This window comes from Chloroflexus aurantiacus J-10-fl (assembly GCF_000018865.1).
Lineage (GTDB): Bacteria > Chloroflexota > Chloroflexia > Chloroflexales > Chloroflexaceae > Chloroflexus > Chloroflexus aurantiacus.
Genome location: NC_010175.1, coordinates 97,916 through 121,483, shown reverse-complemented (window position 1 = coordinate 121,483; position 23,568 = coordinate 97,916). Strand labels below are relative to the sequence as shown.

11 protein-coding genes, 1 tRNA gene and 1 pseudogene are annotated in these 23,568 nt (G+C 57.7%); 9 read left to right on the top strand and 4 right to left on the bottom strand.

Going from position 1 to position 23,568, the window contains the following annotated elements:
- Positions 1-1,706 precede the first annotated feature (1,706 nt).
- The 4 genes and pseudogenes from CAUR_RS00460 to CAUR_RS00445 all read left to right on the top strand — a co-directional run bounded on the left by CAUR_RS00460 (position 1,707) and on the right by CAUR_RS00445 (position 6,888).
- Entirely contained in the window at positions 1,707-2,069 is a 363-nt protein-coding gene (locus CAUR_RS00460) for a HEAT repeat-containing PBS lyase (RefSeq protein ID WP_012256002.1), read from the top strand.
- Positions 2,044-4,974 (top strand): annotated as a pseudogene (locus CAUR_RS21345) (HEAT repeat domain-containing protein); the annotation flags it as partial. The gene CAUR_RS00460 and the pseudogene CAUR_RS21345, both read left to right, overlap by 26 nt.
- Positions 4,886-5,845 carry a HEAT repeat domain-containing protein gene (locus CAUR_RS00450; RefSeq protein ID WP_423191601.1) on the top strand — a complete coding sequence of 320 codons (960 nt, stop codon included), beginning with the start codon at positions 4,886-4,888 and terminating at the stop codon, positions 5,843-5,845. The pseudogene CAUR_RS21345 and the gene CAUR_RS00450, both read left to right, overlap by 89 nt.
- A gap of 575 nt (positions 5,846-6,420) precedes the next feature.
- Positions 6,421-6,888 (top strand): hypothetical protein, encoded by a 468-nt coding sequence (locus CAUR_RS00445; RefSeq protein ID WP_012255998.1) that lies wholly within the window; start codon positions 6,421-6,423, stop codon positions 6,886-6,888.
- A 319-nt stretch (positions 6,889-7,207) separates the two neighbouring features.
- Here CAUR_RS00445 and menH read toward each other — a convergent pair whose 3' ends face one another.
- Positions 7,208-8,011 carry a 2-succinyl-6-hydroxy-2,4-cyclohexadiene-1-carboxylate synthase gene (gene menH / locus CAUR_RS00440; protein ID WP_012660381.1) on the bottom strand — a complete coding sequence of 268 codons (804 nt, stop codon included), beginning with the start codon at positions 8,009-8,011 and terminating at the stop codon, positions 7,208-7,210.
- 252 nt (positions 8,012-8,263) lie between these two features.
- Here menH and lon point away from each other — a divergent pair, with 252 nt between their 5' ends.
- Positions 8,264-10,687, top strand: a complete 2,424-nt coding sequence (gene lon, locus CAUR_RS00435; protein ID WP_012255996.1) for an endopeptidase La — start codon at positions 8,264-8,266, stop codon at positions 10,685-10,687.
- A 752-nt stretch (positions 10,688-11,439) separates the two neighbouring features.
- On the opposite strand, the gene CAUR_RS00430 is transcribed toward lon, so the two are convergent.
- Both CAUR_RS00430 and CAUR_RS00425 read right to left on the bottom strand, forming a co-directional pair.
- Positions 11,440-11,805, bottom strand: a complete 366-nt coding sequence (locus CAUR_RS00430) for a DUF309 domain-containing protein (RefSeq protein WP_012255995.1) — start codon at positions 11,803-11,805, stop codon at positions 11,440-11,442.
- Between the two features lie 939 nt (positions 11,806-12,744).
- Positions 12,745-13,854 (bottom strand): glycosyltransferase family 4 protein, encoded by a 1,110-nt coding sequence (locus CAUR_RS00425; RefSeq protein WP_012255994.1) that lies wholly within the window; start codon positions 13,852-13,854, stop codon positions 12,745-12,747.
- Positions 13,855-13,905: 51 nt separating this feature from the next.
- Between CAUR_RS00425 and CAUR_RS00420 the strand changes: the two genes are divergently transcribed.
- The 3 genes from CAUR_RS00420 (at position 13,906) to CAUR_RS00410 (ending at position 16,466) form a co-directional block, all read left to right on the top strand.
- The gene (locus CAUR_RS00420) at positions 13,906-14,979 is read left to right on the top strand and encodes a CehA/McbA family metallohydrolase (RefSeq protein ID WP_012255993.1); all 1,074 of its coding nucleotides are present in this window, start codon (positions 13,906-13,908) and stop codon (positions 14,977-14,979) included.
- A gap of 70 nt (positions 14,980-15,049) precedes the next feature.
- Positions 15,050-16,264: an anion transporter gene (locus tag CAUR_RS00415; RefSeq protein WP_012255992.1), complete on the top strand. Its 1,215-nt coding sequence runs from the start codon at positions 15,050-15,052 to the stop codon at positions 16,262-16,264.
- Positions 16,265-16,390: 126 nt separating this feature from the next.
- Positions 16,391-16,466 (top strand) — tRNA-Arg (locus tag CAUR_RS00410).
- A 79-nt stretch (positions 16,467-16,545) separates the two neighbouring features.
- Here CAUR_RS00410 and CAUR_RS00405 read toward each other — a convergent pair.
- Positions 16,546-17,691, bottom strand: a complete 1,146-nt coding sequence (locus tag CAUR_RS00405; protein WP_012255991.1) for an MptA/MptB family glycosyltransferase — start codon at positions 17,689-17,691, stop codon at positions 16,546-16,548.
- 754 nt (positions 17,692-18,445) lie between these two features.
- Between CAUR_RS00405 and CAUR_RS00400 the strand changes: the two genes are divergently transcribed.
- Complete coding sequence (locus CAUR_RS00400) at positions 18,446-23,032, top strand: Ig-like domain-containing protein (RefSeq protein ID WP_012255990.1); 4,587 nt, start codon at positions 18,446-18,448, stop codon at positions 23,030-23,032.
- Positions 23,033-23,568 lie beyond the last annotated feature (536 nt).

Genomic DNA, 23,568 nt, shown 5'->3' with positions numbered 1-23,568 from the left:
GGTGTCTCGGTGGTGCAATACCGACGTGACGAGACTGCCCATAGCCAGCGGGGTTAGCGCTGGAAGACACACGCCACGGTGAGTGTGGTGGGCGCGGCAGCATGGCTGCCGCACTCCAAACACGGGCAATCCTGGCGGGAAGGGTATTCTTGCCGCTGTGGGAGACCTCGGTATTTATCCTCGCTGTGTCCTCTGTGTCTCGGTGGTGCAATACAGACGTGTCAAGACTTCCCATTGCCAGCGGAGTTAGCGCTGGAACACGCCCGCCACGGTGAGTGTGGTGGGCGCGGCAGCATGGCTGGCGCACTCCAAACACGGGCAATCCTGGCGGGAAGGGTATTCTTGCCGCTGTGGGAGACCTCGGTATTTATCCTCGCTGTGTCCTCTGTGTCTCGGTGGTGCAATACAGACGTGTCAAGACTTCCCATTGCCAGCGGAGTTAGCGCTGGAACACGCCCGTCACGGTGAGCATGGTGGGCGCGGCAGCATGGCTGCCGCACTCCAAACACGGGCAATCCTGGCGGGAAAGGGTATTCTTGCCGCTGTGGGAGATCTCGGTATTTATCCTCGCTGTGTCCTCTGTGTCTCGGTGGTGCAATACAGACGTGTCAAGACTTCCTATTGCCAGCGGAGTTAGCGCTGGAACACGCCCGCCACGGTGAGTGTGGTGGGCGCGGCAGCATGGCTGGCGCACTCCAAACACGGGCAATCCTGGCGGGAAGGGTATTCTTGCCGCTGTGGGAGACCTCGGTATTTATCCTCGCTGTGTCCTCTGTGTCTCGGTGGTGCAATACAGACGTGTCAAGACTTCCTATTGCCAGCGGAGTTAGCGCTGGAACACGCCCGCCACGGTGAGTGTGGTGGGCGCGGCAGCATGGCTGGCGCACTCCAAACACGGGCAATTCTGGCGGGAAGGGTATTCTTGCCGCTGTGGGAGACCTCGGTATTTATCCTCGCTGTGTCCTCTGTGTCTCTGTGGTGCAAAACAAGCGTGACGAGACTGCCCCTTGCCAGCGGGGTTAGCGCTAGAATACGCACGCTGCGGTGAGTGTGGTGGGCGCGGCAGCATGGCTGCCGCACTCCAAACACGGGCAATCTTGTCGGGAAGGGTATCCTTGCCGGTGTGGGAGACCTCGGTATTTATCCTCGCTGTGTCCTCTGTGTCTCGGTGGTGCAATACAGACGTGTCAAGACTTCCCATTGCCAGCGGGGTTAGCGCTGGAACACGCCCGCCACGGTGAGTGTGGTGGGCGCGGCAGCATGGCTGCCGCACTCCAAACACGGGCAATCCTGGCGGGAAGGGTATTCTTGCCGCTGTGGGAGACCTCGGTATTTATCCTCGCTGTGTCCTCTGTGTCTCGGTGGTGCAATACAGACGTGTCAAGACTTCCCATTGCCAGCGGAGTTAGCGCTGGAACACGCCCGTCACGGTGAGCATGGTGGGTGCGGCAGGATGGCTGCCGCACACCAAACACGGGCAATCCTGGCGGGAAGGGTATTCTTGCCGCTGTGGGAGACCTCGGTATTTATCCCCTCTGTGTCCTCTGTATCTCTGTGGTGCAATACCAACTACAGAGGCAACTCTGTATCCTCCGTATCTCTGTGGTACAACATTCCCCTTTTAAAGGTTTCCGGCTAGACGTTGTACTGTGTTGTATAATAGATTTCAGTTATCACTCAATGTAATTAACCCTACAACAACAACAATGATTTCCCTGCAATTGCAACAAGCCCTGCAACGACTCCGCGATGGTATATGCACCTCGTCTGATCTGGAGGTTGTACGTGCTGCCTTGCAGTCTGGGCAGATTAGACTCAGCACCCCCACGCCTGGAGGGGCAATCGGTGGCAGTGGCGATGCTGTGCTGGTCGTCACTCGTGATGGCAATGTTTTGCAGCGGTTGCGTGGTACCGCTGCCAATCAGGTGAAGCTGGCCGACCTGACTGTTCGTTATCTGCGTGCCGTCATTGAGGACTGGCAGTATCTGACGGTCTTAACTCGTGGTGAGGATCGGCGGGTACCGTTGACCGGGGTCTTTATTTATGCGTCAGGTTTGCCCGCGACCTGAACGGCCCTCGTTAGCGCCATCGCCGCCCATTTCTGAGCCATCTGCTCAGCAGGCGACGGACACTGGATACGTTGCGGTAGGTGAAGGTCATGCTTCTGCCCGCTCCGACAGCGTGTCCGTATCGGATGTTGCGTCGGCGCCAGTTATACCTCTGGAGACGATCCTGCACACTCGTAGACATCTGGCTATTCTGGGTGAACCGGGGGCCGGGAAGTCAACCACGTTACAATTCATTGGGCTAAGTTATGCTCTTGCCACTGCACAGCAGCCGGTCGAGCGGCTTTCGATTACTCGACCGGCTGTTCCGGTTTATCTGCGCTTACCGGTCAGCGCTTCAACCATCACTCAGCAGACCGTGCGTGAGGCGATGGTGGCCGAAGTACGCGACCGGTTGCAGTGTTCGGCTGCTGAAGCCGAGGCTGTATTGCGCTCGTGGCAGGAGTGGCCTGGAGTGATCATTCTGCTCGATGGCCTGGACGAAGTTCCGGTAGCATTGCGGGTGCAGGTGCGGGAGCGCATCAAGACGCTCATGCGTAGTGGAATCGGGAGAGTGATTATTACCTCTCGCCCGTCGGTGCTACTGCACCTGGGTGGCCTGGACGAGTATACGCTCAAACCTTTCGAGCACTTTGATCGGGATGTGTTGCCCTACCTGAAGGGATGGTTGCGTGTATTGAAACCCGACTTGCAGGCGCAGGTCGTGGACAACGTAGCGCAGGATGTGATGACGAAGTTGCGGGCCAGTCCTGCGCTGCGTTCTCTGATCGGTAATCCTCTTCTGTTGCGTCTGATTGTGCAGTACTTCGTCACCACCGGTGATATTGCATGGAACCGTGCCGATCTCTATCGGCAGTGGGTGACAGAGGCGTGGGCGCGTGCCCGCTGGCGAGGTGCCGCAGCGACCGAAGAACCACACTACCTGATTGCACTCCATACGCTGGCCTGGCATCTGCATGCCGGTAGAGACAACACCGAAACCGCCTTGCAAACGGTATTGCGTACCAGCGGGCTGGCTGCCGATGACCGTGCTGCTGCCGATCTGCTGCATCGCCTGCAAGCACAGACTGGACTCCTGCTCCGGTTGAGCACAGGACAGGATGGTCTGGCACACGTTCGGTATGTCTTTGCCCATCAGACCCTGCGCGAGTACCTGGTGGCGTTGCGTTTGCAACAAGCCTGGCAGCGGGGTAAACACCGTACATGGCGCTTCCTGCAACCGCGCCTGCACCTGCCGGAATGGCGCGAACCGCTGGCATTGCTGGTAGGACTGCTGACGGAAAGTGAAGCGCAGCATCTGCTACGCCAGATTCTGCATGCCAAATCATCTGAAGAGCGCCTGCTGTGCCGTGATCTGTTGCTGACAGCTAACCTGGCTGTTGAGAGTGGGTACATCCATTCAGTGTGGGAGTCGCTGGCGCCGAAACTGGCCCGTGCGTTGAGGCGTGAGCACCTGTCTAAAGAGACGGCGGCGGTGCTGGCGCGGGTGGGGAAACCGGCGGTGCCAATGCTAGCGCAGGCGCTCAACGATCCATCTGTAGAGGTGCGACGTGCTGTCGTGCAGGCGTTAGGTCTGGTTGGCGATGCAGCAGTGCCGGTGCTGGCGCAAGCGTTGAATGATGCCCAGCCAGAGGTGCGGTGGGCGGCAGTAGCGTCATTGGTTGCGGTCGGCAATGCGGCAGTTGACACCCTGGTGCAAGCGCTCGGCGACGATGATGCGGAGGTGCGCCGGGTGATAGGACAGGCATTGCTGGAGATAGGTGATGCGGCAATGCCTGCGCTGGTAAAGGCGCTTGCTGACAAACGTGCGAATGTGCGTGAAGCGGCGGCAAGGGCATTGGGTGAGTCTGGTTATGCAGCAGCAGTGTCAGCACTGGTGCAGTCACTGCGTGATGAGAATCCGTGGGTGCGTCAGGCAGTGGCCGAGGCGCTGGGTGCCATTGGTGATGCGGCAGCAGTGGTAGCGCTGGCGCAGGCACTGAATGATGAGAACGTATGGGTACGTCAGGCAACGGCCAGGGCATTAGGGCGGATCGGCGGTGCGGCGGCAATGTTGCCATTGACGGTAGCACTGAATGATGAGAATCCGTGGGTGCGCCAGGCGGTGGCCGAAGCGCTGGGTACCATCGGTGATGCGGCAGCGGTGTTACCCCTGACGCGGGCATTGAGCGATGAACATGCGTGGGTGCGGCGGTCAGCCGCCAGGGCATTGGGCCAGATTGGCGATGGAGCAGCAGTACCGGCACTGGCGAAGGCGCTCAGTGATGGTGATGTGCAGGTACGCCAGCAGGTTGTCGAAGCGTTGGGATGCATAGGTGACTCAGCAGCGGCAGCCGCACTGGTAAAGGCGTTGGGCGACACGAATGCTGAAGTACGCTGGACGACAATGAAAGCGTTCGAGCAGATCGGTTCGCGTAATGTCGCAACGCTCCTGCGGGCGATCAGCGATGGAAAATGGCAGTTCCCATGGCAAGATGCTCAGGCGTGGAAGATTGGTAACCAGGCAATAGAGGCGATAGGTAGTGTCTTTAACGGTGGTGATACTGGCAAACGGATGATTGCAACTTTGGCGCTAGGCGAGACTGGTAACTCAGCAGCGCTTCCGGCCCTGGAGCGGGCGCTGCGCGATACCGATCTGTGGGTGCGGCGAGCTGCGTTAGAAGCACTGGCAAAGATCGGCGATCAAGCCGTGATAGTACCGGCCCTGGAGCGGGCGCTGCGCGATACCGATCAGTGGGTACGGCAGACCGCAGCCGAGATGTTAGTAAAGATTGACGATACGGCAGCAGTGCTCCCAGCCCTGGAGCGGGCGCTGCGCGATGCCGATCAGTGGGTGCGCCGGACCGCAGCCGAAGCGTTGGGGAAGATCGGCGATGCGTCGGCGGTGGAGGCGCTGCAGCGGGCATTGGCCGATACCGAATCAATGGGTGCGGCGGGCCGTAGCCGAGGCGCTAGGAAAGATCGGCGATGCGTCGGCGGTGGAGGCGCTGCAAAAGGCATTGGCCGATACCGATCAATGGGTGCGGCGGGCCGCAGCGGAGGCGCTAGGAAAGATTGGCGATGCGTCGGCAGTGGAGGCGCTGCAAAAGGCATTGGCCGATACCGATCAATGGGTGCGGCGGGCCGTAGCCGAGGCGTTGGGGAAGATCGGCGATGCAAAAGCGGTAGTATCACTGATACAGTTACTGAATGACCCCAATAAAGATGTGCGCAGGAAGGCGATAGAGTCGTTGATTTTGCTCTTGCCTGATGTATTGCCTCTCGATCCAAAAGAACGCGATGACTGGATACGACGAATACATTTACTGCTGAAAGTGGCGAAGCAGGATAACCTCCTTGATCTGGTTAAAGCTATTCTGGAATTGTTGGATGGCTGGCGGGGGAAAGATCAGCCAGAACCGCCACAACCGCCATCTTGTCCCACCGGGTGGAGTGGGCAGCAGTGGATCGTTGTCGACTTCTTTAATCTGGTTATAGCTATTCTGAGAGTGTTGGAAGAATGGCTGGTGCGAGATCAGCAAGAACCGCAACAGCCGTCATCTCGTTCCACCGGATGGGGTGTGCAGCAGTGGATCGTTGTCGGCCTCCTGATAGCGCTTGCTGTGCTGGTTTGTATAGTTGCAGCGCTGCTGTCAGTTATAGGCGATGTAGTGACTACGCTATGGATGGTCCTCCTGCAAACACCACTCTGGTTGGTAGGGGCTGGGCTGGTCTTTGCTCTGGTCGGGCTGGTTGCGTTTCTGGGCTGGTGGGTATATGTGAAGAAGCGCGGGATGTAGCAGGATAGGTTTCCCCAGCGTCTGAGTGACGTGATGGTCGGAATGGGTTAACCACAGAGGCACAGAGGTTTTTATCCCCTCTGTGTCCTCTGTGTCTCTGTGGTGCAAAACAAGCGTGACGAGACCGCTGAGTGGGGACGCGGATACTCGCGGATGGAGCGGATGGCCGCGGATCATAACATTTCTGTGCAGTAGTCACCCTATCGGTCAACGTGTGGTATCAGAGGAGGTCGGCGCAGGATCTGGGAGCGAAAAAAATCAAAAAAAGTCCTGGCAATTGTATATATGTAGATGCTCACGCGGAGAATGCCACTTGCTCGTTTGTTGCCATTGGGTTATGCTATGCGCCGAATGATCAGGCTGTGGTTGATTGTCTGCGCCAGTGTAGAGACAGAGATTGTGCAAGCCGGCGGTGGAGATTGTGCAGTCTTTTCAGGAGATTCCTGCGTCCGAACAGCCCCCCTGCCCCTGGCATTGTCTCTCCCCTTCACTCCTGCTGATGGAAACTGCCAGCCCGACATGCGCAATACCACTACAGACAACGTCGCGATCACAATTTGACAAGAGGTATGGCAATGGCACAAGCAGAACTGGATGATCGGATCAAATTCTTGCTCGTCGGGGTAGAGGTGCTGTTTGTTTACATCTTCGGCCTTGTGCGACTAGCGACTATGGAATGGTTGTCGCTGTTCGCCTGGATAGGGCTATTGATGTGGCCTTTTGTTCATGTGATGATAGTGTCAGCATTCATTCTGAGTTTTAGATTAAATTTCAAAGATGCAGTGCTCTATATTGCTGTCCATCTGTTTTTCCTCCTGGCCTGGTTGTTACAATCGGATTTTGCCAATAATCATACCTGGGTGGTGTTTGGGAAATTCCCGTTCATCCGTGGGTTGGAACCATTTTTGATCGAGTGGGGTAGTACTCTGTTTTTGACAACGGCTACTGCTACCCTGGTGTGTTACGCGGTTATTTTCATTCTGGTCATAGTTCGGATCGTGCAATTTCTGGTGTCCCTCAATAAGGATGCGCAAGCCGCGTAGGATTTCTGGCTGGAAGCTGTTTGCACCATTGCACTGGTGGATCAGGTGTTAACCACAGAGGCACAGAGGGCACAGAGATTTTATCTCTCTGTGTCCTCTGTGTCTCTGTGGTGCAAAACAAGCGTGACGAGATTTCTCGTTGCCAGCGGGGTTAGCGCTGGAACACGCCCGCCACGGTGAGCGTGATGGGTGCGGCAGCATGGTTGTTGCACGCCAAACGGTGCGGCGCGGGTAATCCTGGCGGAAGAATTACAGAGGCACAGAGGTGGCTACCCCCTCTGTGTCCTCTGTGTCTCTGTGGTGCAAGACAAACGTGGCGTCAGGCCAGAAATGCGCTGACAAGCGTGGCAACTGCGTCTGGCTGTTCCAGGTGAACTGCGTGCCCTGCATCGGGTACGATTTCGTGTCGGGCATGGGGCATGAGGGCGGTCATTTGTGCTGCGATGGCGCAGAACTTGCTGTCGAGCGCACCGGTGATGAGCAGGGTGGGAGTGGTGATGGTCGGCAGCGTGGCCCATAATGACGGTTGGCGGCCAACGCTCATGCCGCGCAGAGCATTGGCATAGCCCTGCGCACTCCCGGCTAGGCGCTGAGCGCGTTGGGCAGCCAGGACTGCCGGCGGCAGGCGTTGTTGGGAAGCAAAGATAGGCTGGGCAGCCCAGTAGTCAACAAACCATTCCAGGCCGCGCTCTTCGATAAGACGGGCCAGTGCTTCGTCACTGGCTAAACGGGCGGTACGTTCGGCTGGATCGGCCAGTCCTGGCGAGGCTCCGATCAGAATCTGTCGTCTGATCCGGGTCGGTGCATGGGCAGTCAGGAGGAGGCCGATCCTGCCACCCATGGAATAACCGAGCAGGTCAGTGTGTTCGATACCAAGGTAGTCGAGCAGAGTGAGGAGATCGGTGACACACTGCTCTATCGTGTAGCGGTGCGGATCGGGTGGCGCGGCACTGGCACCGTGTCCGATCAGATCAACCAGCACCAGGGTGTGATCCTGGGCCAGTGTCGGCACGAGCGGTTGCCAGGTTTGACCACTGCCGGTAAAGCCGTGGATAGCGAGGAGGGCCGGCCCGGAGCCGGTGATCTCGATGTGGAGTGTGATGTCGTTGATCGTGATCTTCACGGTTGTGTCCTCTGCTCTATGCCTATCCCTCATCTTGCCCCCGGCATCCGTACCTCTCTACCGTGGGGTGAGGAGAGAAACTTCGCTCAGCATCAGCCGACAGTGAACGTCTTGCCACTATCGGGCATTGCTGGTGCTACCAATCATCAACGCGCAACATGTCAGTATGTGCTACACTGAACATACTATCATGACAATGCGCAGATGGTTTACCATCGTCTCTCTCGGATGCATCTGCGCAGGAGCGAGCATATGACCACAACGCCGGCAAATGAACAGTCACCATCTCCTTCCGGTACCACATTGTATGAGCGACCGGTCTTGCCACTGCTGGACAGTGTTTTGTTTCCGCAGATGCTGGCCCCGCTGTTTGTCAGTGATGAGCGGGCAATCAATGCGGTTGAGCAGGCAGTGGCTGAGGATCGCCTGGTGCTGGCGGTGGCGGTGCGCGGCCCGGTTGATGAGCTGACGTTAGGCATTGATGATCTCTACCCGGTTGGGGTAGAAGCGACTGTACAGCGTGTGCGCCGACTGCCCGATGGTACACTGAGCGTCGTGTTGGAAGGGCGTCAGCGCATGCAGATTGTCAGTGTGGTGACTGAACATCCCGCCTTGCGTGTGCTGGCGACGCCGCTTGAAACACCGCCGCTCGATGAGGATGCTGCGTTGATGGTCGAGGCATTGAGCCGTACCATCTTGACCACCTTCGAGAAGATCGTTCGCCTCTCGCGCAATCTTCCCGATGACGCTTACCTGTCGGCGCTCAACAGTGCCGAACCCGGTGAGCTGGCCGATATTATTGCTGCACTGCTGCCTATCTCAGTTGAAGATCGCCAGCGTATTCTGGCGTTAGCTGATATTCAGCAGCGCCTGCGTCAGTTGGAGATTCTGCTTGCTAAAGAGTTGGATTTACTAGAGCTGGAAAATCGTATTCATAGTCAGGTGCAGCAAGAGGTTGATCGCAGCCAGCGCGAACTCTTTCTGCGCGAGCAATTGCGGGCGATTCAGCGTGAACTTGGGCAGGAAGACCCCTCACGGCGCGAGATTATGCTCTTGCGTGAACGGGCGGCGGCAGCCGGTTTGCCCGCCCATGCGATGGCCCGCTTTGAAGAGGAGCTGGCCCGGCTGGAACTCATCTCACCAATGTCGCCTGAACACGGCATGCTGCGCACCTATCTCGACTGGCTGATTTCACTGCCGTGGAGTAATGCCAGCCCTGAAAACCGTGATCTGCGAGCGGCAGCGGCAGTGCTCGAACGCAACCATTATGGTTTGCGGAAGGTGAAAGATCGCATCCTCGAATACATTGCAGTGCGCCAACTGGCCGGGCCGTCGCGGCGGGCACCGATCCTCTGCTTTGTCGGCCCACCCGGCGTTGGCAAGACCAGTCTTGGGCAGAGCATTGCTGAAGCACTGGGTCGGCGCTTTGTACGCCTCAGCCTGGGTGGTGTTCATGACGAAGCCGAGATTCGTGGTCATCGCCGTACCTACATTGGGGCGATGCCAGGGCGCATCTTGCAACGGATGAAAGTTGCCGGGACGATCAACCCTGTCTTTATGCTCGACGAGGTTGATAAGCTGGGCAGTGATTTTCGGGGCGATCCTGCGGCAGCATTGCTAGAGGTTCTTGATCCGGAGCAAAACAGCACCTTCAGCGATCACTATCTCGATCTGCCTTACGATCTCAGTCAAACCCTCTTTATCACGACGGCAAATGTTGCTGACGACATTCCCGATCCGTTGCTCGACCGCATGGAGCTGGTTGAGTTGCCCGGCTACACCGAAGATGAGAAGCTCCATATCGCCCGCCGATTTCTCATTCCCCGCCAGATGACCGACAGCGGTTTGCCGCCGGCAACCATTCGTTTCGGCGATGCGACCATTCACACAATTATCCGCAACTACACCTACGAAGCCGGTGTGCGTAATCTCGAACGCGAGATTGGCGCGATCTGCCGCAAAATTGCCCGTCGGATTGCGGAAGGAAGACGTTACCCCCGTCAGATTACACCGCGTGCGTTGCCGAAGCTGCTGGGGCCACCCCGCTTTGAGATTGGCAAGATTGATCCTCGCGACCAGGTAGGGGTAGCGATTGGGATGGTCTACACCAGTGCCGGAGGCGACATCATGCCGGTTGAGGTCGTCTTGATGGATGGCAAAGGCAACCTCCTCCTCACCGGTCAGCTCGGCGAAGTGATGCAAGAATCGGCGCAGGCAGCGCTCTCGTTTGCGCGGGCGAACGCGAGTCGTTTGGGGATCGAAATCCGCCATTTCGACAAACTCGATATTCACGTTCACGTCCCCGAAGGCGCTACCCCGAAAGATGGCCCTTCAGCGGGGGTGACGATTGCGACAGCGCTGATTTCGGCCTTGACCGGGCGAACGGTACGGCACGACATTGCCATGACCGGTGAAATTACCCTGCATGGGCGTGTATTACCGATTGGCGGGGTAAAAGAAAAGGTGCTCGGTGCGTATCGGGCCGGCATTCGCCAGATCATTCTGCCGCGGCGCAACGAGCACGATCTGGTTGAGATACCGGTTGCCTTGCGGCGACAACTGACCATTCACCTGATAGAGCGCATCGAGCAGGCGCTTGAGCTGGTGTTAGGGCCGCCACCGCCGAAAGAGCCGCGCCGGGCGCCACGAGTCATTCCACGCCGGGATGAGGATTAGGCGGGGTGCCACAGTCAGCAGCGACAACGTGCTGTAGCGCACCTTGCCTCTCTGCGATCTCTCCGGGTTATCAGAAGCAGGGTAAGCGGTCATCAGACACCTCTGCCCCCTGAGTGCGCACGCCTCCGGCGCGCTGTGTAGCTACTGGGAGCGCGCGCCTCCGGCGCGCTTTGCGTCTGTCGGGTTTGTCAGAATGCACCTTCATTCATACAAATCGCAGCACTGGGAGCGCGCGCCGGAGGCGCGCTTTGCGTCTGTCGGGTTTGCCAGAATGCACCTTCATTCGCACCGATCACCACCCGGCGCAGCACTGGGAGCGCGCGCCTCCGGCGCGCTATGGAGCTGCCGTGTTTGTCAGAATGCACCTGCATTCGCACCGATCACCACCCGGCGTAGCACTGGGAGCGCGCACATCCGGCGCACTTTGCGTCTGTCGGGTTTGCCAGAATGCACCTGCATTCGCACCAATCATCACACCGCGCAGCACTGGGAGCGCGCGCCTCCGGCGCACTTTGTGTCTGTCGGGTTTGCCAGAATGCACCTGCATTCGCACCGATCATCATACCGCGCAGCACTGGGAGCGCACGCCTCCGGCGCACTTTGCGTCTGTCGGGTTTGCCAGAATGCACCTTCATTCGCACCGATCACCACCCAGCGCAGCACTAGGAGCGCGCGCCCCCGGTGCGCTTTGCGTCTGTCGGGTTTGCCAAAATGCACCTGCATTCGCACCGATCATCACCCCGTACAAACCATCACTGCGCTGGCGGAAGGTCTAACACCGGCGCAGATGCCAGCTCTGGATCATTGACCAGCGCTGTCATCGCGGTTTGCAGGCGTGCCAGATCAATACCACGGTAGAACGACGGCAAACGGCTCAGACGGCGTTGCGCTTTCGCCCAATTGAGCCGCAAACCGCGCAGGTTGCCCTGGCGCCATTTCACCAGCGCTGCCGCGCTCTGGATCAGTGCCTGATAAAAATCGGCATCCATACCCTGGGCAGCACGCCAGCAGATTTCCCATTGTTCATGGGCGTGCCAGAACTCTCCCTGGTTGAACAGATGAATCCCGCAAACTAAAGCGTCTGCCGCTTCAGAGCATTGGTGATCGCTGCTTCCCATCGCATCCTCCCGGCCCCGGCATTGGCATATCAAAGCTAACTACCAGCCATTGCACACTCGCTACCATCACCCGCACGCTGCGCCTGTCAGTGCTCTGTCGTGATGTGCATATGCCGGCGTCTCCCAAGATCGCGAACCTCCGGCTGGCTCACAAACCTCACACTACACACTACTGACCTCTGCTGAACCGTTCACACCCGCCTCTAGCAAGGCTATGTATTCCCCACATGTCACGCTGCGTTAAGCCAGGAGGCAAGCGCTCCCCGTGGCGGCTACCCGTGGCGCAGGCTTCCAACCTGTGTGCAGGCATTCTCGCCACCGCCGGCAGGTGCTGGCCGTGGCTGTTGGTGTGCAAACTTGGTACAACAACATGTCTACGCGCAGGTATCGCATTCATCACTGACCGACTCGATGATCGAAACAAGCACATCCAGCATCCCCGTGACCAGGATGGGGAACGGCGTCCCACGCGCCGGATCGTGAGCGCGGCTGGCGCGGCAGCATGGCTGCCGCACTCCAAACTCTGCGACACGCACATGATGTGCGCGTAAGGCAACCCATCCAGTACGTGATCGCACGGCTGGAGCTGCGCACTGCCACCGGGCCAGTTGCCCACAACAGCACCCATGGCCATCATACCCGCTGGTACACCCGTTGTTGATACCAGTTGTGGGTAATGCATAGCCAGCGGGGACGGGCTGGGGTGGGGGCGTGTTCCCACCTCCAGCGGGGGCGGGCTGGGGTGGGGGTGTCGCATAGCCCCGCTGACAGCATGGCTGGCGTATCCCGCTTGCACCCATCACCCTGACGTTGCCTCTGAGCGTGGATGTCGTGAACCAGACAGTACACCTCTGCCAGCAACAACGTACCGGGCGTTTCTATACTGATCTGACAACCTGAATAATGCACAGTGTCAGGCAAGATTTGATACAAACTCTGCTACCGCGATTGTTGTAACAGCACTGCCAGTGTCTGCCGGGCACAGGTTTCCCAGTTGAACAGATGCGCCCGTGCCAGACCGCGTTGGCGCAGGGTTGCTCGCAGATCTTGGTCATCGCTCAGACGCATGATAGCAGCCGCAATCGCATTGGTGTCGAGCGGATCAACCAGGAGCGCTGCATCTCCGGCGATTTCGGGTAATGACGAGCTGGTACTGGTGATGACCGGTGTCCCACAGGCCATCGCTTCGACGACCGGCATCCCGAACCCTTCGTAGAGCGACGGAAACACAAACGCCAGCGCACCGGCCAGCAGCGCCGGGAGATCGGCATCGGCCACGAAGCCGGTAAAATGCACCCGATTGGCAATCCCCAGCTCGCCGGCGCGCCGCTCAATCGGTTCGCTGAGCCAGCCGCGCTTGCCGGCAATCACCAGGTCGAGGTCGTAGCCGGCAGCGATGGTCAGAGCCAGGGCATCAATCACCCGGCTGAGGTTTTTGCGCGGTTGAACGGTGCCGATGTAGAGCAGGTACGGACGTTGATCAAGACCGTAATGCGCTGTGACCGCTGCCACGACACGCGGGTCGGCTGGTGGTGCAAAGATCGAGCTGCACCCAAGATGCGTCACCGTAATCCGATTGGGATCGGCGCCGTACCAGTTGATCAGGTCGCGTTTGGTGGCGTGCGAAATCGTGATAACGTGACGAGCAGCGCGCAGACTCCAGCGTGTCGTCAGCTCCAATTCAAGACGTCGGCGGGCGGTGTGCGTTTCGGGAAATGCCCGGTACCCAACATCGTGAATTGTCACTACCGTCGGTGGATGTAGCAAGGGCACCACGTGCGCCGGTACGAACAGAACATGGGGCCGGGCGCGCCAGCTCGTCGGGCCAAGCCGCAGGTGCGTCCAAAGGCGTGGTAAGCGAATGTCGTGAATCGTAGCGCGTTCGCTTACCGGGGGAAGCTGATCGCGGCGACCATTGACATACAGGCGAAAGTGAATGTCAGACGGAGCAATGCGATCCAGCGCCGCAATCAGTTCATAGCTGTACCGTTCCGTGCCGGTACGTTGGGCAACCGTGACCCGACTGGCATCGATGTCAATAACGATCATACTGGTCTGTGGTAGCATACAGAGGGCGAATATTTGTACATGGAGTGTACCATGAACTATCCTTTCATCTATCCGGGCGCGATCCACATGCATACCACCTATTCGGATGGCTCGGCGACCTTTCCCCACCTGATCGCTGCGGCTCGCGAAGCCGGCTTGCGCTGGGTGATTGTCACCGATCACGATACGCTCGAAGGGCTACCGTTTGCCGGCTGGCACGATGATGTACTGGTGATTGTCGGTCACGAAATTACCCCCGATCACAATCACTTCCTGGCTCTCAATGTTGATACCGTGATCAGCAACGAACTGCCACCGCAGCAATTCATCGATGAAGTCTACCAGCGGGGCGGCTTCGGCATCATTGCTCACCCCGACGAGCGCGTGCGTAATTCCTTCAAAGACATCTACCGCTGGGATGACTGGACGATTGACGGGCCGAGTCAGCGGACCGGTCGCGTGGTTGGGCTTGAACTGTGGAATTTCATGAGTGATTGGGGGGAACACCTGACCGAACGGAACAAACTGGCCCTGGTACTGTATCCGCAACTCGGCCTGAGCGGGCCAACTCTGGCCACACTGGCCTGGTGGGATCGGCTGAACATGGTCGGACGACGCACCTTTGGAATTGGCGGTGTTGATGCGCACGGCTTCAAGCGGAAGGCACCATGGGGCGAAATCGAAGTCTTCCCCTATCCATGGATCTTTCGGACGCTGACCAATTATCTGCTGTTGCCTGAGCCATTGAGCAGCGATGCAACAACTGCCACCAATCAGGTCTACGCTGCATTGACTGCCGGACGCTGCTATTTTGTCAATCGCCTTGACGGAGACGCACCGTCGATCATCTTTCGTCTCAGCCGACCGGGTGATCTGGCGGAGATCGGCGACACCATCAGCCTGGCCGGCGGGCCGCTGCTGGTGGAGGTTGATGTTGGTGCTGATGCCTATGCCCGTCTGATCGTCAATGGCGAAGTCATGACCAGCGGCATTCGGCGCATCCGCCAGACCGTAACCGATGATGGCGTGTACCGGGTGGAAGCCTACTGGGGCGGCAAACCATGGCTCTTCACCAACCCCATCTTCGTCACTGCGGCGGATGCGGGTCGCGAAGGATCGCTCTAAACGAGGTACAACCGATCACCATTGATATACGTCATGTCGCACCTGCATTAATGTCGCTGAGACAACCTGTATGACCATCATCTCGATCCTTACCCTGGGCATCGTCGCGGCCACCATCATCGGGGTGGCGGTCGGACGCTGGCCGCTGTTGCGTGCTGATCGCACGACCATCACACTCATCGGGGCGGCGCTGTTGCTGGGAATCGGTGCCATGTCGCTTGAAGAAGCCTACGCGGCCCTTGATCTCGACACCATCGTGCTACTGTTCAGCATGATGGTGATCAACGGCAGCCTGTTTCTGGCCGGCTTCTTTGGCGTCATCACCCAGCGCGTCGTTCAGTTTGCCCGTGGTCCTCGCTCGCTGCTGGCCCTGGTGATTGGCGCCAGCGGCATCCTCTCAGCACTCTTTCTCAACGACACGATTGTCTTGATGATGACCCCAATCGTGCTCGATGTTACGCGTGCGTTACGGCGTAATCCGCTGCCCTACCTGATCGGCCTGGCGGTTGCCGCCAACGTCGGTTCAACGGCAACCATCACCGGCAACCCTCAAAACATCATCATCGGTAGCGCCTCCAAAATCTCGTACCTCGACTTTGCGGCAGCCCTATCACCAACGGCGCTGATCGGTCTGGTCATCTGTTGGATTGTTGTATTGCTGGTCTACCGCGACGAATTTCGTGGCGGCCCGTTGACCACCCCCGATGTTCTGCGCACGCGGGTCTACCGTCCGCTCCTCCGCAAAGCGGCGCTGGTGATCAGCCTGATGCTGATCGCATTTCTGGTTGGCGTACCGGTACCGCTGGCAGCGTTCGTAGCCGCAGCAACCCTGCTCGCCACCCGGCGGCTGCGCCCTGAGCGCGTCTTCAAAACCATCGACTGGAACCTGCTCACCTTCTTCGCCGGTCTTTTCGTCGTCACCCACGCCCTGGATGTTCAGGGCTGGACGGACATCCTCTTCACGAATCTGGCCCCGCTGGCTCAGGCCGGCATGGTTCCATTCGGCCTGGTATCGGTTGTACTCTCGAACCTGATCAGCAATGTACCGGCAGTACTCCTGTTGCAGAGCCTAATCCCGGCGTTTGCCGATCAAGAACGGGCCTGGCTCACCCTGGCCGCTACCGCGACTCTGGCTGGGAATCTGACCTTATTGGGATCGGTTGCCAACCTGATTATGGCCGAGCTGGCAGCGCGCTGGGGGGTACGGGTGACCTTTGGTGCCTATTTGAGAGTCGGTCTACCGGTAACCATCTTAACCGTGGCGGTGAGTCTGATACTGGTGTGAAAAAAACAGTGCATCCTCCCGCCCTCCGCACTGCAGGGCGGTCGAGCATGGGAGAGAGGTTTTGGGCGTCGAACAACATCACCTGCTTGCACGCCATTGCGGAGTATGGTAGACTTTTTGCGCAATGCCCTCGTAGCTCAGGGGATAGAGCAGCAGTTTCCTAAACTGCGTGTCGTGCGTTCGAGTCGCACCGGGGGCGCCAGCGGCGGGCGAAGGGTTCTCTCTTTGCCCGCTTTATTATTGTGAGCAGTGTCATTCGGGCTGATCATTACCTGATCTTCTCACCTCTGCCGCCAGAACCACACCAGCAAACCGCCGCAAGTCAGCCACCACAACGAACCGAACAGACCGTAGGCAACCTGAGCCAGCCGGGGTGAGACGGTGAGCGCAAAGGGAAAAATATCGGGCACTGCGTACAGATAGAACCCCAGTAAAGCCAGCGTAGAGACAGCGGAATAGACAAGCACCGCTCCCGGACGGGCAGCCATAATCATAAACGGCAACACCCACAGCAGATACTGCGGCGCGATCCCAGCGTACACGACATAAAAGAGCAAAACGATCAGCGTTGCCTGCATCGGCACACTCATTGACCGACGCTTCATAGACCACACAGTCAGCGCGTACAGGATCAGAAATCCATACGCCGACAGCGAAATAAGCAGGCGGGTCGTTTCCACCGGAAAACGTTCACCGACCAGCGGCACATACACAGTTCGTACCGGCACCATGATCCCCAGCAACGCATGCCCACGATACCCGAACAACTCACGGACAACTGCGGAAGCATCATCGACAACAAACGGTGCCAGCAGCAAAAGCACCGGCACCAGCGCGAGCAGCCCGAACTGCACCTGTCGGCGTAGCGGCTGCAAGTGCCACAGAAACGCCGGAACCAGCAACACGGGAAACGATTTCAGCGCAATCCCAATGCTCAGTGCAATGGCCTGCCACTGCCAGGCGGTGCAGATCATTGCCAGCGCTGCCCAGAACAGTGGCAGTGCATCGAACTGGCCGTGCCAGCACGAAACAATGATCGACACCGGATTCAGTGCGTAGATCATTGCCGCCTGCATTGCTTGCCGTGACGACCCACTGTGGCGATGCACCCATTGCCAGATCACCGCCACAATGCCCGCATCGGCGGCAATGATCGGCAGACGGATCGCCAGCGAAAAGGACAGGATATTGTTTTGGGCAAGCCAGTATGCAGCTACCTCAAACCCTGCCCACAATGGTGGGTAGGGATAGATGTCCGGTGTGTGGCGGTACAGACCAGATACGCCAAAGCGATCAATGACTTCAGCGACTTGCTGATAATTACGTACATCGATAATATCGTTTGCGAAAATACTTGCCAGCAAACGCACGAAACACGTCAGAATCAGTAAAAAGGTTAGATGTATGGCTGGATTTAGACGGGGCATGGATGTGTCATTTCACAAAAATCCAGAGTACGATCCATGTTACTGCATACTTGACCCTGGAATGCGCTCTGTTTTGTAGCGGGACATCCGGTTGCTGTGTCATTGTACTTCATAATCCTGACAATGGTGATCAAATCAAAGGTTAGTATCGCTCCCAAATCAAAGCCCTGATGATGAGCAACGTTGTTGCGTTCGCTAGCCTCTCAGGGTAAAAGATTTCTGTTCCGAATGACTATACATTCCCTTCCTCACCACAGGCTACGGATGATGATTCGTGCAAGCACATCTCTGGCGTCTATGTGATCGTAGATATTACCGGAAACGCCTACGCTGATCTTCGTGCTCTTCCACTACAGTGGTATGCGTGCCTGAAAGCTTTCTATAACTGTGGCAAAGTCGATTTCGGATGAATGATATGTTACTTGCTACATAATCCTATAACTTGGATGAAAAATTTCTTATTTTTCAAGCAAAAATTGTATGTTCATTTTATCACAAACGAGTTTTTTAACATTCACGATAAGTAAAGCAGTTTATACAGGTTATGATTGCTCACAAAACCTATAATAGACTGGCAATTGATATTGGTCTCCTTGTGAAGACCTCACGTACCGGGCGGCGAAGGTGCGGTTTGCATAACCGCTGAACGAGGTCAAGATCGCATCGAGACGCATGCATCTTCTCCTCGCTTCATCATATCTGCAACCCCCAGCAGCTCTCGGCGCATTCAGGTATTTAGCTCAAGGAGGAGATCATGCGTTTCCGTATCAATGTTTGGGCGATCCTGGGCACAACCGTGCTTGTCAGCGGATTCCTCCTGGCTTCACGGAGTGTCTGGTCGGCGACCATCCCGGTCCTGCCGCCGCCACACACGCAGGCGGTGATAAGCGTGTGTGATCCGATCACGACGGATACCACCTGGACGACGGGTAATGTGTATGTGGTAGGAGATTGTGCCCTGGTGGTTCAGAGTGGGGCAACGCTGACGATTCAACCGGGCGTCATTGTCAAGTTCTTCTGGGTGTCTGCCTACGGTGGGTCAAGAGGGGGTGGCATACGCGTAGATGGACGCCTCATTGCTCAGGGCACAGCCGATCAGCCAATTGTTTTTACCAGCCTGGCCGACGACAGTGCCGGTGGCGATACCAATGGTAATGGCCCCAGCAGTGGTGCGCCGGGTGACTGGCATGGCCTGATCCTCAACACCGGTAGCCAGACCACTCTTGATCATGTCAGCATTCGCTATGCTGGTGGCAATCTGATCAACAGTTCTCTTGATGGCTGGAGCGAAGCGCAGATTGAGGTAAAAGCCGGAGCGCAATTCTCACTCACCAATAGTGAAGTGCGCGACGGTGGACGTATCGGTATCTACCTGAATGGAGCAGGACTGTCGCCGACAATTCAGCATGTTCAGTTAAGTGGGCATACTGCGACAGGTTCATCCTATGGGTACACTGTCCTGCAATCCACCATCAACATGCAGCCAACGTACAGTAACCTGACGTTCAGCAATAACACGCGCAACGAAGTAACCATCGGTAGTTTCGAAGGTGAGATAACTCAGAACGCAACCCTGGGCGGCACGAATTTCGGTGCCACCTGCGGTTCCACGCTCTGTCAGCTTATCATACCTAATGGTCGCACCCTGACCATCCGGCCCGGTACACGGTTAGCACTCGGTCCAGCCTTTGGGATTACTATCGCCAGTGGTGGTACTCTGAACGCTGAGGGAACTGCGACGCAGCCGGTCATCTTTACGTCTGCTGCCGCGGCAACGACACCTCCAGGCGGTACCGTTCCGAGTAACAGCGAGTGGCTGGGGCTGTGGGCGCAGGCAGGCAGTACACTGCGCCTGGCGTATTGCGATATTAGCTACGCTACCGATTCCAATTATGGCAATGGTGGGCTTGAGATCAATACCGATGACGCTCAGGTGCAGAATTGCAAGATCCATCACAATAAGCGCACCGGTCTCTACCTGGCGAGCAAGAATAACAGCACGATCCGCCCGGTACTATCCAACGTCGAGGTATCCGATAACGGCCAGTATGGGGTCTATTTGGAAGCTCAACGCGGCACGGTGCTGGCACCCACATGGGAAGGCGGCGCCATCCGCCGCAACGGCTGGTCAGGCATCTTCGGCTACACTTATGAAGGCATCCTCGAACCGACACTGCGCAACCTGACAATTGCCGGGAACGGTGCGTCGGGTGGCCTTGACCGTGAAAAGCATGGCATTTACTTCAACAACCATAACATCAATCCTGTGTTAGAGGGTGTTTCTTTCAACAACAACACTGGCGCCGCCGTTCTCTGGTACTGCAACGGTTCGATTACGGCGCGCAACCTGACCGCCACCGGCAACACCCAGAATGAGCTGGTTTTACCCGGCTGCGATATAAGTGGCGGTCGCCGATGGGATTTGGGCGATGCCGGTATTCCGGTGCGTGTCGCTGGCGACATCAATGTGACGCCCAATGCGCTGCTATCCATCCTGTCGGGGACAATCCTCCGCTTCGACAAGAATCAGTACAACTCGCCGACGTGGCTGGAAGTGCAGGATCAGGCGACGCTGAACGCTTCGGGCACAGTCACCAGGCCGGTCGTCTTTACCGGCGCCACGCAGACACCGGGATGGTGGATAGGCATCCAGGCCCGCCAGCGCGCTACTCTCATGCTACGCCATTGCGAGATCGGCTATGGTGGTGCCCAAACCACCGGTAGTCTGTTAATCCGTTGGGGTTATCCCCGTACCGGTATTCCGGTGGCTAATATCCAGAACTGCGAGATTCATCATTCCAGTACGCGGGGGGTGCATTTTTACTTTGACAACGAGCCACCAGCGTCACCACCAGTGTTCCGCTACAACCACCTGCACGATAATGCAGAGTTAGCGGTTGCCGCCTGGGGGACGCCTCCCATCGACGCACGGTACAACTACTGGGGGCATGCAACCGGTCCCTACCACGCAACCCAGAATCCTACCGGCCAGGGCAACGGTGTGGGCGACAATATCCTGTTCTATCCGTGGCTGAGTGCGCCATCCAGTGGTGAGGTGGCCGGTGAGATGATAGTGCGTACCGGTGCACCCACCCGGGTTAGCCCAGGTGAGACGGTAGACTACGCGATTCAGTACTACAACGGGATGAGCATTACCGTAGAGAATGCAGTGCTGCTGATTCAGCTTCCTCGAGCCGCCGAGTATGTAGACAGCACCGGTGGCGGTATCTATTGGTCAGACCGCCATCAGGTGTTCTGGAAGTTAGGTGACTTGCTGCCGCAGGCCGAGGCGTTTGTTTCCGTGCGCGTGCGCTTCCAGTGGGGGCTGCCGGCCGATTACAAGGACGGTTCAATAACTCTCCTGGCGGCGGACAATTACAACGCCGGAGCGTTCAACACGGCTGAATACCTCGCCCATCAGATGGAAGAAGTTATTACTGGAAAGACCATCGTCAGCCAGACAGAATTTGATGCACTACGCAGAACCGTACCCGATCTACAAACGCTCTACGAGGAAGCCATTGCACAGGGCTACCGTTATCTGGAAGCCGGACGTATCACCTATGACGATGGCACGTCCGTTACCGGCGCCGTGTTCCGCACCCCCGATCGCCGTGCAGTACGCCTGCTGACACTTTATGAAGGTATGGCATTAGCGATGACTAGCGCCGACGGCCTCTACACACTCCACGACACCACCGGAGGGATAACGATGACGCTCAACGGGCTTTCCCGCTCGTATTGGGGCGACTGGATGCCTGGCGCTGATTCACAAACTGTCGGATTGAGGGCATCAACGGGGTGTTCGGTGAGTGACTGTAACTTCAACTGCATCGGCCAACAAGTGAACTTCAAGGTCATGGCAGACAGTTTGACTAAGATGTTTATGTGGACAATCGCTACCGGCGGTAGTGGCGGGACGGTAGCTTTGGCTCTTGAAGTCCTCGATGTCACCAAGATGATTTACGATTGCTATACCGAATGTGAAGCTGACCCTAACTCCAATTGTTGCACCACCACCGGACAAGTGCGCTGGACGGTTCCCGGTTGGTCTAAGCTACTTGGTGACGCATGCGTGAAAGAGGAGTGCAACGGAACCACCGGGACATACGGGACACCCGGAGTCATTTACTGCGCCGGCGGTCAACGTTGCGTGGCTGGCTATGGAAATGAAGGGGGTTGTAAATCTTGCGTGGAAGCGACAGCTTCCTACAGTGCAGTGTCCCTCGCATCACCAGGTATCTGTGCAGCCGGTGAGACGTCCAGGTGTAGCGAACTCGAGCTGCTGCGCGCCAAAGACCCCAACGACATCACCGGCCCGACGGGTGATCTGCTACCGGGCCAGGTGGTGACCTACACCATCCGCTATGAAAATGAAGGGGAAGGCCGGGCCTACGGCGTGTTCGTGGTCAACCCCTTGCCGGCGGTGTTTGACGAGCGCACGCTGACCTTTGTCCACGGCAGTGGGCAGTATCTGACCGCCACCCGCGAAATTGTCTGGACAGTCGGTGAGCTGGCGCCGAAGGGGCAAGCCGGTTCGTCTGGCGTGCTGACCTACACGGTCGCGCTGACCAATGGCCTGCCGTCCGGTACCGTCGTTGCCAATCAGGCCACCGTCTACTTCCCCAGCGTGCCGGAGGAGACGCCGACCAACACCTGGGTGAACGTTGTAACGCCATTGGTCGCTGAACCGCAGAGCCTGACCACGGCCTATATGGCGCCGCTACCAATCACACTCAGTGGTCGTGAGGTAAGCGGGTTGCCGCTGACCTATGAGATTGTTGATCGTCCGCACGGTGGCACACTCACCGGCACAGCACCCAATCTGACCTATACACCTGGCGAGAACTTCACCGGCGCCGACGCCTTCACCTTCCGGGTGAGCAACGGTACGTCAACCAGTCGGGCAGCGCAAATCTCCGTCATGGTGACGGCCCAGGGTGACACGACGTCGCCACGGGTGCTGTGGACCAGTCCTGCCGATGGTGCGAAAGGTGTAGTTGTGTTAGCGACGCCGGTGTACACCGATACGGCTGGCCCAATCTATGTACCTGAGATTCTAGTCGGTATGTCGGAACCGCTGGATGCGACAACCGTCACCACCACCACGGTCATCTTGCGGCGGAGTGATGGAACGGTTGTGCCGGCGTGGGTGCGGTATGATGCAGCGGTGCATCAGATCGTGATGATGCCGCGCACGGTGTTGGCGAATGGCACCTATCGGGCTGAGGTAACAACCGGAGTAAAGGATAGTGCCGGTAATACATTGAGCGCACCTTACACCATCCAGTTCACCGTTGGTAGCGAGCGCAAAGTCTACGTCCCTGTCATTCAACGATAGGTTTGGTGCGTGACGCGGGGGTATTCTACAGAGTACCCCCGCTTGTAATGACACAACGAGCCGTTGTACGCTCCTGAAGGTTCTCAATGCGGTAGCAATGCATAGTGTAGAGTAAATAACGACAATCGGTGCCCTCAGCAATTGCGCACGCCGTGGGATCACACACCGGAGTGGATGCTGTTTCCAGGCAGGCTTGCTCGTGGCGCACAATGCGGAGTGCGGCAGCCACGCTGCCGCACCAGCCGTGCTCGTGATCAGGCGCATGGTGAGGTGGTGCCTCTGATAATTTTGGCGAGGATAAGCGGTCGCGTCGTGTACCCTGGTCTGGCCGTTCATTTGACGGTGCGGGAGAAGTGGTGCGGATTTGAAGAGAATGCTGGTACAGGTGATGCACACGTGCGGCCGAAGGCCGCCCAACAGGGAGCGGTATCAGTGTCGCCCTGCCAACGTAGTGTGAAGCTATATCGTGGATGCCTCAAAGACTACCCTGCCGGTCACGGGGGCGATGTGCGTGCATGTCACGATGCTCTATCTTG

Coding starts and splice junctions, on each gene's coding strand:
- CAUR_RS00425 (WP_012255994.1), bottom strand. CDS start 13,854: ATGATCGTTATTGACATCGATGCCAGTCGGGTCACGGTTGCCCAACGT.
- lon (WP_012255996.1), top strand. CDS start 8,264: ATGACCACAACGCCGGCAAATGAACAGTCACCATCTCCTTCCGGTACC.
- CAUR_RS00450 (WP_423191601.1), top strand. CDS start 4,886: ATGCCGATCAGTGGGTGCGCCGGACCGCAGCCGAAGCGTTGGGGAAGA.
- CAUR_RS00415 (WP_012255992.1), top strand. CDS start 15,050: ATGACCATCATCTCGATCCTTACCCTGGGCATCGTCGCGGCCACCATC.
- CAUR_RS00445 (WP_012255998.1), top strand. CDS start 6,421: ATGGCACAAGCAGAACTGGATGATCGGATCAAATTCTTGCTCGTCGGG.
- CAUR_RS00400 (WP_012255990.1), top strand. CDS start 18,446: ATGCGTTTCCGTATCAATGTTTGGGCGATCCTGGGCACAACCGTGCTT.
- CAUR_RS00460 (WP_012256002.1), top strand. CDS start 1,707: ATGATTTCCCTGCAATTGCAACAAGCCCTGCAACGACTCCGCGATGGT.
- CAUR_RS00430 (WP_012255995.1), bottom strand. CDS start 11,805: ATGGGAAGCAGCGATCACCAATGCTCTGAAGCGGCAGACGCTTTAGTT.
- CAUR_RS00420 (WP_012255993.1), top strand. CDS start 13,906: ATGAACTATCCTTTCATCTATCCGGGCGCGATCCACATGCATACCACC.
- CAUR_RS00405 (WP_012255991.1), bottom strand. CDS start 17,691: ATGCCCCGTCTAAATCCAGCCATACATCTAACCTTTTTACTGATTCTG.